Origin of the sequence: Stenotrophomonas sp. AR029 (assembly GCF_047520695.2) — a bacterium.
Taxonomy (GTDB): Bacteria; Pseudomonadota; Gammaproteobacteria; order Xanthomonadales; family Xanthomonadaceae; genus Stenotrophomonas; species Stenotrophomonas sepilia.
Genome location: NZ_JAXBQQ020000008.1, coordinates 150677 through 164063 on the forward strand (window position 1 = coordinate 150677; position 13387 = coordinate 164063).

General features: G+C 68.6%; 11 protein-coding genes and 1 tRNA gene. 11 read left to right on the forward strand and 1 reads right to left on the reverse strand.

Translation table 11 applies throughout. The features are described 5' to 3' along the window. Nucleotide 1: 1 nt before the first annotated feature. From selA to selD, 4 genes are all read left to right on the forward strand, one after another. Complete coding sequence (gene selA, locus ACM0PB_RS19200) at nt 2-1426, forward strand: L-seryl-tRNA(Sec) selenium transferase (protein WP_374082898.1); 1425 nt, start codon at nt 2-4, stop codon at nt 1424-1426. After that, on the forward strand, nt 1423-3354 hold the full coding sequence (gene selB, locus ACM0PB_RS19205) for a selenocysteine-specific translation elongation factor (RefSeq protein WP_065179105.1): 1932 nt from the start codon (nt 1423-1425) through the stop codon (nt 3352-3354). The genes selA and selB overlap by 4 nt, the downstream gene beginning before the upstream one ends. 24 nt (nt 3355-3378) lie before the next feature. After that, a tRNA-Sec gene (locus tag ACM0PB_RS19210) sits at nt 3379-3474 on the forward strand. A 26-nt stretch (nt 3475-3500) separates the two neighbouring features. Continuing rightward, entirely contained in the window at nt 3501-4580 is a 1080-nt protein-coding gene (gene selD / locus ACM0PB_RS19215; protein ID WP_414604617.1) for a selenide, water dikinase SelD, read from the forward strand. 57 nt (nt 4581-4637) lie between these two features. On the opposite strand, the gene ACM0PB_RS19220 is transcribed toward selD, so the two are convergent. Further along, nucleotides 4638-5498: a YicC/YloC family endoribonuclease gene (locus tag ACM0PB_RS19220; protein ID WP_005418965.1), complete on the reverse strand. Its 861-nt coding sequence runs from the start codon at nt 5496-5498 to the stop codon at nt 4638-4640. Between the two features lie 124 nt (nt 5499-5622). Between ACM0PB_RS19220 and rph the strand changes: the two genes are divergently transcribed. From rph to pepQ, 7 genes are all read left to right on the forward strand, one after another. Beyond that, nucleotides 5623-6348 (forward strand): ribonuclease PH, encoded by a 726-nt coding sequence (rph, locus tag ACM0PB_RS19225; RefSeq protein WP_053461298.1) that lies wholly within the window; start codon nt 5623-5625, stop codon nt 6346-6348. Further along, nucleotides 6345-6734, forward strand: a complete 390-nt coding sequence (locus ACM0PB_RS19230) for a VOC family protein (protein WP_065185328.1) — start codon at nt 6345-6347, stop codon at nt 6732-6734. Before rph ends, ACM0PB_RS19230 begins: the two co-directional genes overlap by 4 nt. Continuing rightward, complete coding sequence (rdgB, locus tag ACM0PB_RS19235) at nt 6731-7327, forward strand: RdgB/HAM1 family non-canonical purine NTP pyrophosphatase (RefSeq protein WP_164230429.1); 597 nt, start codon at nt 6731-6733, stop codon at nt 7325-7327. The genes ACM0PB_RS19230 and rdgB overlap by 4 nt, the downstream gene beginning before the upstream one ends. Before the next feature lie 56 nt (nt 7328-7383). After that, nucleotides 7384-8610, forward strand: a complete 1227-nt coding sequence (gene hemW, locus ACM0PB_RS19240; RefSeq protein ID WP_111128981.1) for a radical SAM family heme chaperone HemW — start codon at nt 7384-7386, stop codon at nt 8608-8610. 201 nt (nt 8611-8811) lie between these two features. Then, nucleotides 8812-11091: a DUF1631 family protein gene (locus tag ACM0PB_RS19245; RefSeq protein WP_414604921.1), complete on the forward strand. Its 2280-nt coding sequence runs from the start codon at nt 8812-8814 to the stop codon at nt 11089-11091. Continuing rightward, nucleotides 11088-11462, forward strand: coding sequence for a PilZ domain-containing protein (locus tag ACM0PB_RS19250; RefSeq protein WP_171955734.1), 375 nt, complete (start codon nt 11088-11090; stop codon nt 11460-11462). The genes ACM0PB_RS19245 and ACM0PB_RS19250 overlap by 4 nt, the downstream gene beginning before the upstream one ends. A 75-nt stretch (nt 11463-11537) precedes the next feature. Beyond that, on the forward strand, nt 11538-12869 hold the full coding sequence (gene pepQ / locus ACM0PB_RS19255) for a Xaa-Pro dipeptidase (protein ID WP_414604922.1): 1332 nt from the start codon (nt 11538-11540) through the stop codon (nt 12867-12869). Nucleotides 12870-13387: the final 518 nt, after the last annotated feature.

Below are 13387 nucleotides of genomic sequence, written 5' to 3' on the forward strand. Positions count from 1 at the left end.
TATGCCACGCACGCACGCCACGCCGGCATCGGCCGCCGCCCTGCCTTCGCTGGACCGGCTGCTGCGCCTGCCTGCGTTGTCGGCCATGATCGAACGCCACGGCCGCAGCCGCATCACCCAACTGCTGCGCGCGCACCTGCAGGAACTACGCGACCGTATCAGCGCCGCGCAGCTCTCGGCCGAACGCCTCGAACAGGCCATCAACGGCCCGTCGCTGGTCGCGGCGCTCGGCGCCGCACTGGCGGCCGACGCACGCCTGGAGCTGCAGCCGATGTTCAACCTGACCGGCACCGTGCTGCACACCAACCTGGGCCGCGCGCTGTTGCCCGATGCCGCCGTGCAGGCGGTCACCCGCGCGATGACAGCGCCGGTCGATCTGGAATTCGACATCATCCGCGGCCGCCGCGGCGACCGCGATGCACGGGTGCAGGCGCTGGTCTGCGAACTGACCGGCGCCGAAGCCGCCACCGTGGTCAACAACAATGCGGCGGCGGTCCTGCTGCTGCTCAACAGCCTGGCCAACCGCCGCGAGGTGGTGGTGTCGCGCGGCGAACTGGTGGAGATCGGCGGTGCCTTCCGCATTCCCGATGTGATGCGCAGCGCCGGCGCGCGACTGCTGGAAGTGGGCACCACCAACCGTACCCACCCGGCCGACTTCGCCCATGCCATCGGCGCACGTACCGCGTTGCTGATGGAAGTGCATGCCAGCAACTACGCGATCACCGGCTTCACTGCCAAGGTCGACACTGCGGCGATGGCTGCGATCGCGCACGAGCACGGCCTGCCGCTGGTGGTGGACCTGGGCAGTGGCAGCCTGTGCGATCTGGCGGCCTTCGGCCTGCCGCACGAGCCGACCGTGCAGGAAACACTGGCGGCCGGTGCCGACCTGGTCTCATTCAGTGGCGACAAGCTGCTGGGCGGGCCACAGGCCGGCATCATCGCCGGCCGCACCGACCTGATCGCACGGATCAACCGCAACCCGCTCAAGCGGGCGCTGCGCATGGACAAGATGGGCCTGGCCGCGCTGGAAGCCGTGCTGGCCCTGTACCGCGAACCGGAACGGCTGGCACTGCGGCTGCCGACCCTGCGCAGCCTTTCGCGCCTGCGGGATGACATCGACGAGCAGGCACACCGCCTGCTGCAGCCGATGCGCGCGTCGCTGGCCGCCGGCTACGCGCTTGAACGGGCCTCGATGTACAGCCAGATCGGCAGCGGCGCGCAGCCACAGGCGCAGCTGGCAAGCGCCGGACTGCGCGTTACCAGCGCGCGCCGCGGCGGGCTGGATCGCTTGGCCAAGCGCTTGCGCCAGTTGCCGCGGCCGGTGCTTGGCCGCATTGCCGATGACGCGCTGTGGCTGGACCTGCGCTGCCTGGAACCCACCGACGAAGCCGCCTTCCTCGCGCAATGGAGCACGCTGCAGGCATGATCGTCGGCACCGCCGGGCATATCGACCATGGCAAGACCAGCCTGGTGCGCGCACTGACCGGCATCGAAACCGATCGCCTGCAGGAAGAACGCACGCGCGGTATCTCCATCGAGCTGGGCTATGCCTATGTCCCGGTGGAAAGCACAGGCGGCGGGAGTGCCGAGGCGACGCTGGGCTTCGTCGATGTGCCGGGCCATGAACGCTTCGTGCATACGATGGTGGCCGGCGCCACCGGCATCGATGTCGCCCTGCTGGTGATCGCCGCCGACGACGGTGTGATGCCGCAGACTCGCGAGCACCTGGCGATCCTGCAGTTGCTGGGCGTGGATCGCGGTGCAGTCGCTCTGACCAAGATCGACCGCGTGGACGCCGCGCGCATCGCCCGGGTCGAGATCGAGATCGCCGCGCTGCTGGCCGGAACGCCGCTGCAGGATTCCCCCGTATTCGCCTGCAACAGCACCGCACCAGACGATTCTGGCATCAACGCGCTGCGTACCCAGCTGCACGCGTGGGCGTCGGACAACGCCAACACGCGCCAGGCCGAACTGCGCAGCGAGCTGTTCCGCATGCCGGTGGACCGCGTGTTCTCGCTGGCCGGCCACGGCACGCTGGTGACCGGCGCAGTGCACGGCGGCATCGCTGCCGTGGGTGAGCATCTGCAGCTGATGCCGGCCGCCACTGACGTGCGCGTACGCAGCATCCACGCGCAGAACCAGGCCAGCGAACACGCCATGGCCGGGCAGCGCTGTGCGTTGAACCTGGCTGCCATCGCCCGCGACGACATCCACCGTGGCGACTGGATCGCCGACCCGCGCGCCCTGCTGGCGACCCGTCGCGTCGACGTACGCCTGCGGCTTTCCGCACTGGCAACACCGTTGCGCGACTGGGCGCCGCTGCACATCCACTGGGGCACGATGCACCGGCAGGCCCATGTGGTGCTGCTGGAGGACGTCGATCACGGCGACGGACAGTTGGTGCAACTGGTGTTCGATGCACCGGTCTGCGCGATGTGCGGTGATCGCTTCATCGCCCGTGATTCAGCGGCCATCCGCACGCTAGGTGGTGGCATCGTGCTCGATCCGGACCCGCCACAGCGGCGCCGGCGCAGCCAGGCACGGCTCGCCTGGCTGGGCGCACTGGAGCAGCTGGCCACAGGTGCGGGAATCGGCCCGCTGTTGCAGCAGGCTTCCTTCGGCATAGCCATGGCCGCCCTGCAACGCTACTGCCGGCGCGCGGCCGACCGGATCGATCTTCCTGCGGGCACGCGGCGCATCGTCACCCACGAAGACACGGTGGTCATCCTTGCTTCGCACTGGCAGGCGCTTCGCGAACAGGTGATCACGTCGCTGCGCAGCTGGCACGAGCGACGTCCGGACGAGCCCGGTGTTGATAGCGGGCGCCTGCAGCGCAGTACGCTGCCCGCGCTTGCAGCGAGCCTGTGGAATGCCCTGCTGCAAGGCCTGCTGGACGACGGCAGCGTGCAGCGCGTGGGCGCCTGGTGGCGCCTGCCCGGCCATGACCATGCGCCACCGGAACGCGAACGACTTCTGCTCGAATGCGTGCTGCCGCAGCTGCACGCCGGTCGCTTCGATCCACCGTGGGTGCGCACGCTGGCCACCGACGTTGGTCTGGCCGAAGACGAGGTCCGCGCCGTCCTGCGCCGCGCTACCGCGCGTGGCGAACTGTTCCAGGTAGTGCCGGACCTGTTCTATGCACCGGCCCGCATTGCCGAGCTGGCCGCGATCGTCGCGCAGCTGTCGCAGGCCACCGGCACGGTGGATGCGGCCACCTTCCGCGATGCCATCGGCCTGGGCCGCAAGCGCAGCATCCAGATCTTGGAGTTCTTCAACCGCGTTGGCTACACTCGACGCGTCGGTGACCAGCATCGGCCGCGCGGCGACCTGCAGTGGAACGCAGCCCGCGACTGAGCCCACCGGTGCCGCCGTACTTTCGGAAGGCATGCGCATCCGGGCATGCGGCTGGGCTTCAAACCCAGTAGGGGGCGTCGATCGTTCCCTGGTAGGTTCGACTCCTGCTGCCTTCCGCCATTGGTGTTTCCGCAGGAGATGTCGGCATGGCCACGCACGCGCAGTCCCCCGCCCCTTCAACGGCCGATTCCCCGCAACGACTGACTTCGCTGGCACACGGCGGCGGCTGCGGCTGCAAGATCGCGCCGGGCGTGCTGTCCGAACTGCTGCGTGGCGTGCCAGCGCTTCCGGCACCGGCCGAACTGCTGGTCGGCCGCGAGACCAGCGACGACGCCGCGGTGTACCGCCTCGATGACCGCCAGGCAATCGTCGCCACCACCGATTTCTTCATGCCGATTGTCGACGACCCGTTCGACTTCGGCCGCATCGCCGCCACCAACGCGCTGTCGGACCTGTACGCGATGGGGGCACGACCATTGTTCGCGCTGGCCATCGTCGGCATGCCGATCAACACGCTGCCGCAGGAGACCATCAGCGGCATCCTGCAGGGCGGCGAGCGTGCCTGCGCCGATGCCGGCATCGTGGTCGCTGGAGGCCACAGCATCGATTCGGTGGAACCCATCTATGGCCTGGCCGCGATCGGCGTGCTCGACCCGCAGCGGCTCAGGCGCAATGCCGATGCCCGCGCCGGCGATGTGCTGGTGCTGGGCAAGCCGTTGGGCGTGGGCGTGTATTCGTCGGCGCTGAAGAAAGAAGTGCTGGACGCCGACGGCTACCAGCAGATGATCGCGTCGACCACCCGCCTGAACACCGTGGGCGTGGCCCTGGCCGCGCTGGACGGTGTGCACGCGATGACCGATGTCACCGGTTTCGGCCTGCTCGGCCACCTGCTGGAAGTGTGTCGCGCCAGTGGTGTCGCTGCGGAGGTGGACAGCGCACAGGTGCCGCTGCTGCCTCAGGCCCTGGAGCTGCTGCAGCGCGGCTGCTTGACCGGCGCGTCCAACCGCAACTGGGCCTCGTATGGTGCGGAGGTGCGTTTCGCCGATGGGTTGCCGGCACACTGGCAGCCGCTGCTGACCGACCCACAGACCAGCGGTGGGCTGCTGGTGTCCTGCGCCCCGGAAGCGGTGGACGCGGTGCTGGCCTGCTTCCACGACGCAGGGTTCGGCCAGGCAGCCGTCGTGGGGCGATTGAGCGCGGGCCTGCCGGGTGTCAGCGTCCGCTGAGACGCTGTAATGAGAAGGGCGCCCGAAGGCGCCCCTGCTGTAATGCTGGATGCAACATCACTCGATGTTCTGCACCTGTTCGCGGATCTGGTCGATCAGCACCTTCAGCTCCACCGCGGCATTGGACGTACGGCTGTCCACCGACTTCGAGCCCAGCGTATTGGCTTCGCGGTTGAACTCCTGCAGCAGGAAGTCCAGGCGGCGGCCGACCGGCTCGCGCTGCCTGAGCACGCGGCGGATCTCGACAATGTGGCTGCCGAGGCGATCCAGCTCCTCATCCACGTCCAGCTTCTGCAGCCACAGCACCAGTTCCTGCTCGGCGCGGCCGGGGTCGACCGGGTGCGGCAGGTCGGCCAGGCGTGCAGCCAGCTTGGCGCGCTGGCCGTCGCGAATGGCCGGAATCAAGGTGCGCACTTCGGTGGCGATGCGTTCGATGCCGTCCACGCGCTCACTGATGGCCGCCGACAACTTGCCGCCTTCGCGTTCACGCGCCTCGACGAAGCCGTCCAGCACCTGGTCCAGCAGGGCCAGTGCCTCGGCCTGCAGGGCCGCGGCATCGGTGGCCTCGCCACGGGTCACGCCGGGCAGCTGCAGCAGCTCGGTGAAGCTGACCTGCAGGTTGGGGAAATCGGAGGTCAGCCGGTGCGCCAGGCGGCCGAGCTGGCCCAGCAGGGCCTCGTCCACCTGCAGGTTGGCCGCTGCTTCCGGCGCACGCAGCCGCATCACCAGATCCAGCTTGCCGCGGCTCAGGCGCGCGGCGATGCGCTCGCGCAGCTGCGGTTCCAGCGCCCGCAGTTCCTCGGGCAGGCGGGTGCCGACCTCCAGGAAGCGGTGGTTGACCGAGCGCAGTTCGCAGCCCAGCGTGCCCCACGGGGTGACCCGCTCGCCGCCGGCATAGGCGGTCATGCTTCGAATCATGGAATGTGTCCGGTGCGTGCAAAGGGGGAATGGTACCCTAGCGCCCTCACCAGAGCCCCCTTGCCCGCACCGTGAAGGCCGCGGGCGTGGCGGCGTACTCCCTCGCCATTACGGAACCCGCACCATGTCCGATTCCCGCCCCAGCGGCCGCCAGCCCGACCAGCTCCGCCCGGTCGTCATCCAACGCGGCTTCACCCGCCACGCCGAAGGGTCGGTGCTGGTGTGCTTCGGTGAAACCCGCGTGCTGTGCACCGCCAGCGTCGAGAACCGCGTGCCGGGCTTCCTGCGCGGCAAGGGCGAAGGCTGGGTCACCGCCGAGTACGGCATGTTACCGCGCGCCACCCATACCCGCAGTGATCGCGAAGCGGCCCGCGGCAAGCAGGGCGGCCGCACGCTGGAGATCCAGCGCCTGATCGGCCGCAGCCTGCGTGCGTGCGTGGACCGCAACGCGCTGGGCGAGCGCACTATCACCCTGGACTGCGACGTGCTGCAGGCCGACGGTGGCACTCGCACCGCCGCCATCACCGGCGCCTACGTGGCCCTGGTCGATGCAGTGAACGTGCTGATCAAGCGCGGCGACATCAAGCGCAACCCGATCCTGGGCGCAGTGGCGGCGGTGTCGGTGGGCGTGTACCGCGGCACCCCGGTGCTGGACCTGGACTACGCCGAAGACAGCGACTGCGACACCGACATGAACGTGGTGATGAACGACGGCGGCGGCTTCATCGAGCTGCAGGGCACCGCCGAAGGCCATGCCTTCCGTCGCGATGAACTGGACGCGCTGCTGGGCCTGGCCGAGAAGGGCGTGGCCGAGCTGCTGGCCGCGCAGCAGGCGGCGCTGTCGGCATGAACCGGCGCCTTGCCCTGACCACCCTGGTGGTGGCCGACTATGACGAAGCCATTGCCTGGTACACCGCCAAGCTCGGCTTCGCGCTGCTGGAGGACATCGACCAGGGCCACAAGCGCTGGGTGGTGGTCGGCCCGACCGACGGCAGCGCCGCCGCCCTGCTGCTGGCCCGTGCCAGCGACGAGGCGCAGCGCAGCCGCATCGGCAACCAGACCGGTGGCCGCGTCGCCTTCTTCCTCAACACCGACGACTTCCACCGCGACCACGCGGCGATGCTTGCCGCGGGAGTCGAGTTCCTGGAAGCGCCGCGCGAAGAACCCTATGCAACGGTCGCGGTATTCCGCGATCTGTATGGCAACACCTGGGACCTGCTGGAGCCCCGTCAATGAAGAAACTGGTACTGGCCAGCCACAACGCCGGCAAGCTGGTGGAGATGCAGGAGATCCTCGCCGGCCTGCCGCTGCAGATCACCTCGGCCGCCGAACTGGGCCTGGGCGACGTGGAAGAGACCGGCCTGACCTTCGTCGAGAATGCGCTGCTGAAGGCACGCGCGGCCTGCGAAGCGACCGGCCTGCCGGCACTGGCCGATGATTCGGGCCTGATCGTCGACGCACTCGGCGGCGCGCCCGGCCTGTACAGCGCGCGCTATGCCGGCCACCCGACCAACGCCGCGGCCAACAACGCCAAGCTGCTGGACGCGATGGCCGACATTCCCGACGGCCAGCGCAGCGCCCGCTTCTATGCGGTGATCGTGCTGCTGCGCCACGCCACCGACCCGCAGCCGTTGATCTGCGAAGGCCGCTGGGAAGGACAGATCATCCGCGAGCTGCGTGGCACGAATGGTTTTGGCTACAACCCGGTATTCCTGGACACCACCCACGGCCTGACCGCCGCGGAAATGGAGCCGGCACTGAAGAATGCCATCAGCCACCGTGCCATTGCCCTGCACCAGCTCAAGCAGCAGCTGGCGACGCTGTACTGACGCCACCCGATCGAACCAGGGAAGCCGGCCAGTGGCCGGCACTACCGAACAAGCCCATGCCGCACGACCACGACCACTGCAACCACCTGCCGGGCGAAGCCTGCTCCGCTGACCACGACAGCCCGCCGCGACTGGTGCCACCACCGCTGTCGCTGTACGTGCACCTGCCGTGGTGCGTGCGCAAATGCCCCTACTGCGATTTCAATTCGCACCAGGCCAAGGGCGAGCTGCCGTTCGACGCCTACATCGACGCGCTGCTGCGTGACCTGGACCAGGACCTGCCGCTGGTCTGGGGCCGGGTGGTGCACAGCGTGTTCTTCGGCGGCGGCACCCCCAGCCTGTTCCCGCCGGAAGCAATCGACCGTTTCCTGCAGCAGGCCAGCGCACGCCTGCGCTTCGCGCCCAATGCCGAAATCACCCTGGAAACCAACCCGGGCACCGCCGAACATGGCCGCTTCGACCGCTACCGCGCGGCCGGGGTGAATCGCCTCAGTTTCGGCATCCAGAGTTTCGACGATGCCATGCTCAAGCGTCTGGGCCGCATCCACGACAGTGGCGAAGCCGAGCGCGCGGTGAAGATGGCGCAGGACGCGGGCTACGACAACTTCAACATCGACCTGATGTACGCGTTGCCGGAACAGACCCTGGCCGGTGCCGAGGCCGATCTGGAACGCGCATTTGCACTGCAACCGGCCCATATCTCGCACTACCAGCTGACCCTGGAACCGAACACGGTGTTCTTCGCGCGGCCGCCGCAGGGCATTCCCGATGAAGACAACGCCTGGGACATGCAGGAGCACTGCCAGACGCTGCTGGCGCAGGCCGGTTTCAACCAGTACGAAGTCAGCGCCTACGCACGCCCTGGCCGCCAGAGTGCGCACAACCTGAACTACTGGCGTTTCGGTGACTACCTGGGCATCGGTGCTGGCGCGCACGGCAAGATCAGCTCGGGTGCCGAAGAACACGTGCTGCGCCGCTGGAAGCTGAAGCACCCGCAGGCCTACCTGGACAGCGCGGGCACCCCGGCCTCGTTCGGTGGTGACGACGTGATCGCGCCGGAGCGGCTGCCGTTCGAGTACATGCTCAACCTGCTGCGCCTGCACGAAGGTTTCGGCCTGCGCGATTTCGAGTCGCGTACCGGACTGCCACGCAGCGTGCTGGACGCACCGCTGGCCGAGGCCGTCCAGCGCGGCTGGCTGGATGTGGCGGACGGCCACGTACAGCCAACCGAGCTGGGCCGCCGATTCACCAATGATGTGGTGAGCCTGTTCCTGGAGGAATAGACCTTGCGCCGTAGCGGGTAGTGCCGGCCGCTGGCCGGCACTCCGGTGGAGACAGCGCTGCCGGCCAGCGACCGGCACTACCGTTCATCCGTCGTCCCTCCCCAGCAGACGCGAGACACGTTCACCCTAAAGTAGCGCCGACTGCGGCCGACACGGTAGATTCACAAGATCGATCCGCGGGAATCCGGGTACCGCTCGCCGATGTCAGCTGTCTTTTCCATTACCTCTGCCGACAAAACCCGCCTGGCCGCCAGCGACCTGCCACCGCGGGTGCGTGAGCTGCTGGGCGCATTGATCGGCCTGTGCCGGCAGACGCTGGCCGCGCCGCTGATCCTGACCGTCGAAGCGTTGGAGCAGACGCTGCTGCACGACGCGGATCGCGCGCGCAATCCGCAGCTGCAGGCGGAGCTGATGGCCCAGCGCGGCCAGTTGCATGCCTTCTCCGGTCATTTCGCTGACCGCATGCTTGATGCCGTGGCCGATGCGCTGATACGGCTGCGCGAACCCACGGCCCACTTCAGCCCCGGTTCCACGCCGCCGCCGCAGCCCGGCATGCTCGGGCTGTCGCTGGTCGATGAACATGAAGTGGACCGCGACCTGCTGCTGACCGAGATGGTGCGGCGGGAGACGCTGCGTTCGACCAACACGCTGAACCTGCTGGGCCAACGCCTGGGCGTACTGGCGGCAGCACCGGCCTTCGAGGCCGACACCCTGCCGCTGGCACCGCAGGCACTGTGCGCCATGCTGCGCCGGATTGCCGAACAGGATTCGCTCGCTGTCGACGTTCAGCTGGCGCTGTACCGCAGCTTCGAACGCCAGGTACTGGAACGCCTGGGCGACATCCTCGACCGTGCCAATGCCCTGCTGGCCCAGCATGGCGTGCTGCCCGGCCTGGTCTACACCCCCTATCTGGCGCGTTCATCGAGCACCCGGCGGATCATCACCCAGTCGGTGGGCGGTGGTCGCGCCACGCAGCCGGCAAAGCGTGCCGCCGCGCCACTGACCGGCTGGAACGGATCGGCACCGGGCGGCTCCTGGTCGAGCCTGGTGCAGGACGCTTTCCAGGATGACAGCACGGCCGGCGCGGCCTTGCCGGGCCTGACCACCTCTACGGGCAGCGCGCTGCATGCGCTGCTGCAGCACGCACGCCATGCCAGCGCAGCACCTGCGGATCGCGATGCAGTGCCGAGCGCAGCCGTGGATGCGGTCCTCGCACGCCTGCAGGCGCAGTCCAGCGCCGCCACCGGCGTAGCCGACCTGCAGGCGGCCGTGGTGGCGCAACTGCGCAGCGAGCATGGCACGCAGGCCCAGCTGGGCAGCCACGACCGCGACAGCCTCGACCTGCTGCGCATGCTGATGCAGCAGGTGCAGCAGCAGCAGCGTCCGGACCCGGTGCCGGCCGCCCTGCTGGCGCGCCTGCAGGTGCCGCTGGCACGTGCGGCAATGGCCGACCCCGGCTTCTTCGTGCGCGACGAGCACCCCGCGCGCGAACTGCTCAACCAGATTGCCGAAGTCGGCGCCAACTGGCTGGCCGACGATGATGTCGACCCGCAGTTGCTGCAGCGCATGGCACAGAGCGTGCAGGGCCTGCTGGGCCAGGATGCGCGGGCGCCGGAGGCCTTCGCCAGCGCGAACGAGGACGTGCAGCAGCATCAGCGTGCCGCAGCGCATCGCGCCGAGCTGGCCGAGCGCCGCCATGTGGAAGCTGCACGCGGCAAGGAGCGGCTGGAACTCGCGCGGCGACAGGCCAGTGCACAGATCGACCAGTGCTGCGACGCGCAGGAGCCGCCCCGCTTCGTGCAGACCCTGCTGCGTCAGGCCTGGGCCGATGCCCTCACCCTGACCCGCCTGCGCCACGGCGACGATTCACCGCAGTGGCAGGAACGCCTGCAGCAGACCCAACGCATCGCCGCCATCACCGCGCAACCCGTTGATGCACCCGGCGGCACCGATGCAACGCTTGCTGCCGAGGTCGAGGCCGCCCTGCTGCAGGTCGGCTACCACGCCGAGGAAGCCGCCGCCGTCGCACGCAGGCTGGCCACGCCTGGCGGCGAGGACGAGAGCACCTCGCGTACCGAACTCAGTGCCCGCCTGAAGGCACGCGCGCGCCTGGGCGAGCACGCCGGTACGGCCGCCGGCACGACGCCGGCCACACCGCGCAGCAGTGCCGAGGAAGCCGCTTACCAGCAGCTGTCCTCCCTGCCCTTCGGCAGCTGGTTCGACATCGATACCGGCGATGGCACACTGCGCCGCCAGCGCCTGTCCTGGTACAGCCTGCTGACCGGCCACGCCCTGCTGGTCAATCCGCGCGGGCAGAAGATCGCCGATACCGACCTGGATACGCTGGCCCGGCAGATCAGTGCCGGCCAGGCGCAGCTGGTCACTGAGGACAAGGCCCGGCTGGTTGACCGTGCCTGGGAGGCCAGCCTTGGCGCATTGCGTGCACTGGCGGCCGGCCATACGCAGGAGACTTCCGCATGATCACCCAACCGCCGCAGGATACCCGCCGCGCGCCGCGCCGCCAGGTCTCGGACCTGGTACCGGTCACCGACCAGATGCGCGAAAGCGTGGTCGGCCGGCTCGGCAATATCTCCGAAACCGGCATGCTGATGCTGGCCAGCGCACCGTTGCGCGAGGATGCGCTGTACCAGTTGCGCTTCCCCTTGCCGCTGGGCGATGGCCGCCACCAGGACATCGACGTGGGCGTGCACCTGCTGTGGAGCGAACCCGCACACGCCCCCGGACAGAGCTGGACCGGCTTCCGCTTCCTCACCCTGTCGCGCGAGCATCGGCAGCTGCTGCGCCGGTGGGTGGGCGAAGACAGCGACGAGGGGCCGGTTTCGACGGCCTGAGTGCCGGTTCCAGCACAGCGGTTTTTCCCGCTATGCGGCAGAATCTAGGGCCGTTTTCCGTGTCGAGCCACCGCAATGATCCAGCAAGACCCCGGCGCCCTGTATCCCGACCACCTGGCCGTGCTGTGCCGACGTGCCGAACAGGCGCTGGCCCGCGGCGGCTTCGACCACCTGGTGGTGCCCAGCGGCACTCTGCACTACCAGGTGTTCGATGATCGCGACTACCCGTACGCGGTCAATCCGCAGTTCAAGGCCTGGCTGCCGCTGACCCGCGTGCCCAACAGCTGGATCGTGTTCAGCCCCGGCAAGCGCCCGGCGGTGATCTTCCACCAGCCCTTCGACTACTGGCACGTGGTGCCGGATGCCCCCAGCGGCTGGTGGGTGGATCACTTCGACATCCACATCATCCGCAAGCCGGAAGACGCGCTGGCGCTGCTGCCGGCCGGTCCATCGCGCTGCGCGATCCTCGGCGAGCCGCAGAGCGCGCTGGGCAACTACGTACCGAACAACCCGGCGCCGGTGGTGAATTACCTGGAATGGCACCGCGGCAGCAAGACACCGTATGAGATCGCACTGATGCGCCAGGCCCAGGTGCTGGGCGTGCGCGGCCACCGCGCTGCGGAGGCCGCATTCCGCAATGGCGCCGACGAGTTCAGCATCCACATGGCGTACTGCCAGGCGGTCGGCCAGGATGCCAATGAGCTGCCGTACGGCAACATCGTGGCGCTGAATGAACATGCCGCTGTGCTGCATTACACCGAGCTGGGCCGCAAGGCACCGCAGCCGCTGCGCAGCTTCCTGATCGATGCCGGCGCCAGTGCCCACGGCTACGCCAGCGACATCACCCGTACCTACGCCGCGCAGGGCCACGACGAGTTTGCGGCGATGATCGCCGCCGTCGACGCCGCCCAGCAGCGGATGTGCGCAGCGGTGCGCCCGGGCTTCGACTACAAGCAGCTGCACGTGGACGCACATCTTTCGCTGATGGGCGTACTGAAGGACTTCGGCGTGATCAAGGTCTCGCCGCAGACCGCGCTGGAGACCGGCGTCAGCGCCGCGTTCTTCCCGCATGGTATCGGCCACCTGATCGGCCTGCAGGTGCACGACGTGGCCGGTTTCGCGGCCAGCGACGAGGGCGGCCGCATCGAGCGCCCGGCGGGCCACCCGTACCTGCGCCTGACCCGCGTGCTGGAACCGGGCATGGTGGTGACCATCGAACCGGGCCTGTACTTCATCGACATGCTGTTGAACGAAGTGAAGGACGCCGGCCACGGCGATGCGATCAACTGGGACCGCGTGGACTTCTTCCGTCCGTATGGCGGCATCCGCATCGAAGACGAAGTGCTGTGCACTGATGGCGAGGCGGACAACCTGACGCGGCCGGCGTTTGCGGCGGCGAACGGCTGAGCCCCTCGTGGTTTGACGCTTGGAGCAAAAGCCGCGCTTGGTGGGGCGGGTGGGCCATGCAGGGGACGCTGCAAGTACGTCCCTGTAAGCTCGATGGCGCCATCCATGGCGCCAACGCCCCTGCATGGCCTACCCGCCCCACCTTTGACAGTTTCCTGCGCGCGTCCAACCACGGAAAAGAAAAAGAAAAGCAAAAGCGGGTCGCTTGCTGCGCTCACTCTGTGTCGACCAAGGTCGACACCCACCAACAGCCGCGCGCGCCAACAACCGCAATTGCCAGTAGATTCACGCCATGCGTGGATGATTCATTCGATGTCAGACAGATGTGCCGACCAACGGTCGGCACCCACCGACAGCGCACGGGATCTGTCAGAGGCGGGGCGGTGTGGGTGGGCAGGACCGTTGGCGCCATGGATGGCGCCATCGTGCCCCCATGGGTGAGGGCGCTTTGCTTGCGAAGCACTGCTTCGCAAGCGCCCGAACGCCCAGCCGCCAGCGGCTGGGCCGGACCGCGGAGC

What these genes read in the sequence shown, in the direction of transcription:
- rdgB (WP_164230429.1), top strand. Translation starts at nt 6,731, where the DNA reads ATGAAGAAACTGGTACTGGCCAGCCACAACGCCGGCAAGCTGGTGGAG.
- rph (WP_053461298.1), top strand. Translation starts at nt 5,623, where the DNA reads ATGTCCGATTCCCGCCCCAGCGGCCGCCAGCCCGACCAGCTCCGCCCG.
- ACM0PB_RS19230 (WP_065185328.1), top strand. Translation starts at nt 6,345, where the DNA reads ATGAACCGGCGCCTTGCCCTGACCACCCTGGTGGTGGCCGACTATGAC.
- selA (WP_374082898.1), top strand. Translation starts at nt 2, where the DNA reads ATGCCACGCACGCACGCCACGCCGGCATCGGCCGCCGCCCTGCCTTCG.
- selD (WP_414604617.1), top strand. Translation starts at nt 3,501, where the DNA reads ATGGCCACGCACGCGCAGTCCCCCGCCCCTTCAACGGCCGATTCCCCG.
- ACM0PB_RS19220 (WP_005418965.1), bottom strand. Translation starts at nt 5,498, where the DNA reads ATGATTCGAAGCATGACCGCCTATGCCGGCGGCGAGCGGGTCACCCCG.
- ACM0PB_RS19250 (WP_171955734.1), top strand. Translation starts at nt 11,088, where the DNA reads ATGATCACCCAACCGCCGCAGGATACCCGCCGCGCGCCGCGCCGCCAG.
- hemW (WP_111128981.1), top strand. Translation starts at nt 7,384, where the DNA reads ATGCCGCACGACCACGACCACTGCAACCACCTGCCGGGCGAAGCCTGC.
- ACM0PB_RS19245 (WP_414604921.1), top strand. Translation starts at nt 8,812, where the DNA reads ATGTCAGCTGTCTTTTCCATTACCTCTGCCGACAAAACCCGCCTGGCC.
- pepQ (WP_414604922.1), top strand. Translation starts at nt 11,538, where the DNA reads ATGATCCAGCAAGACCCCGGCGCCCTGTATCCCGACCACCTGGCCGTG.
- selB (WP_065179105.1), top strand. Translation starts at nt 1,423, where the DNA reads ATGATCGTCGGCACCGCCGGGCATATCGACCATGGCAAGACCAGCCTG.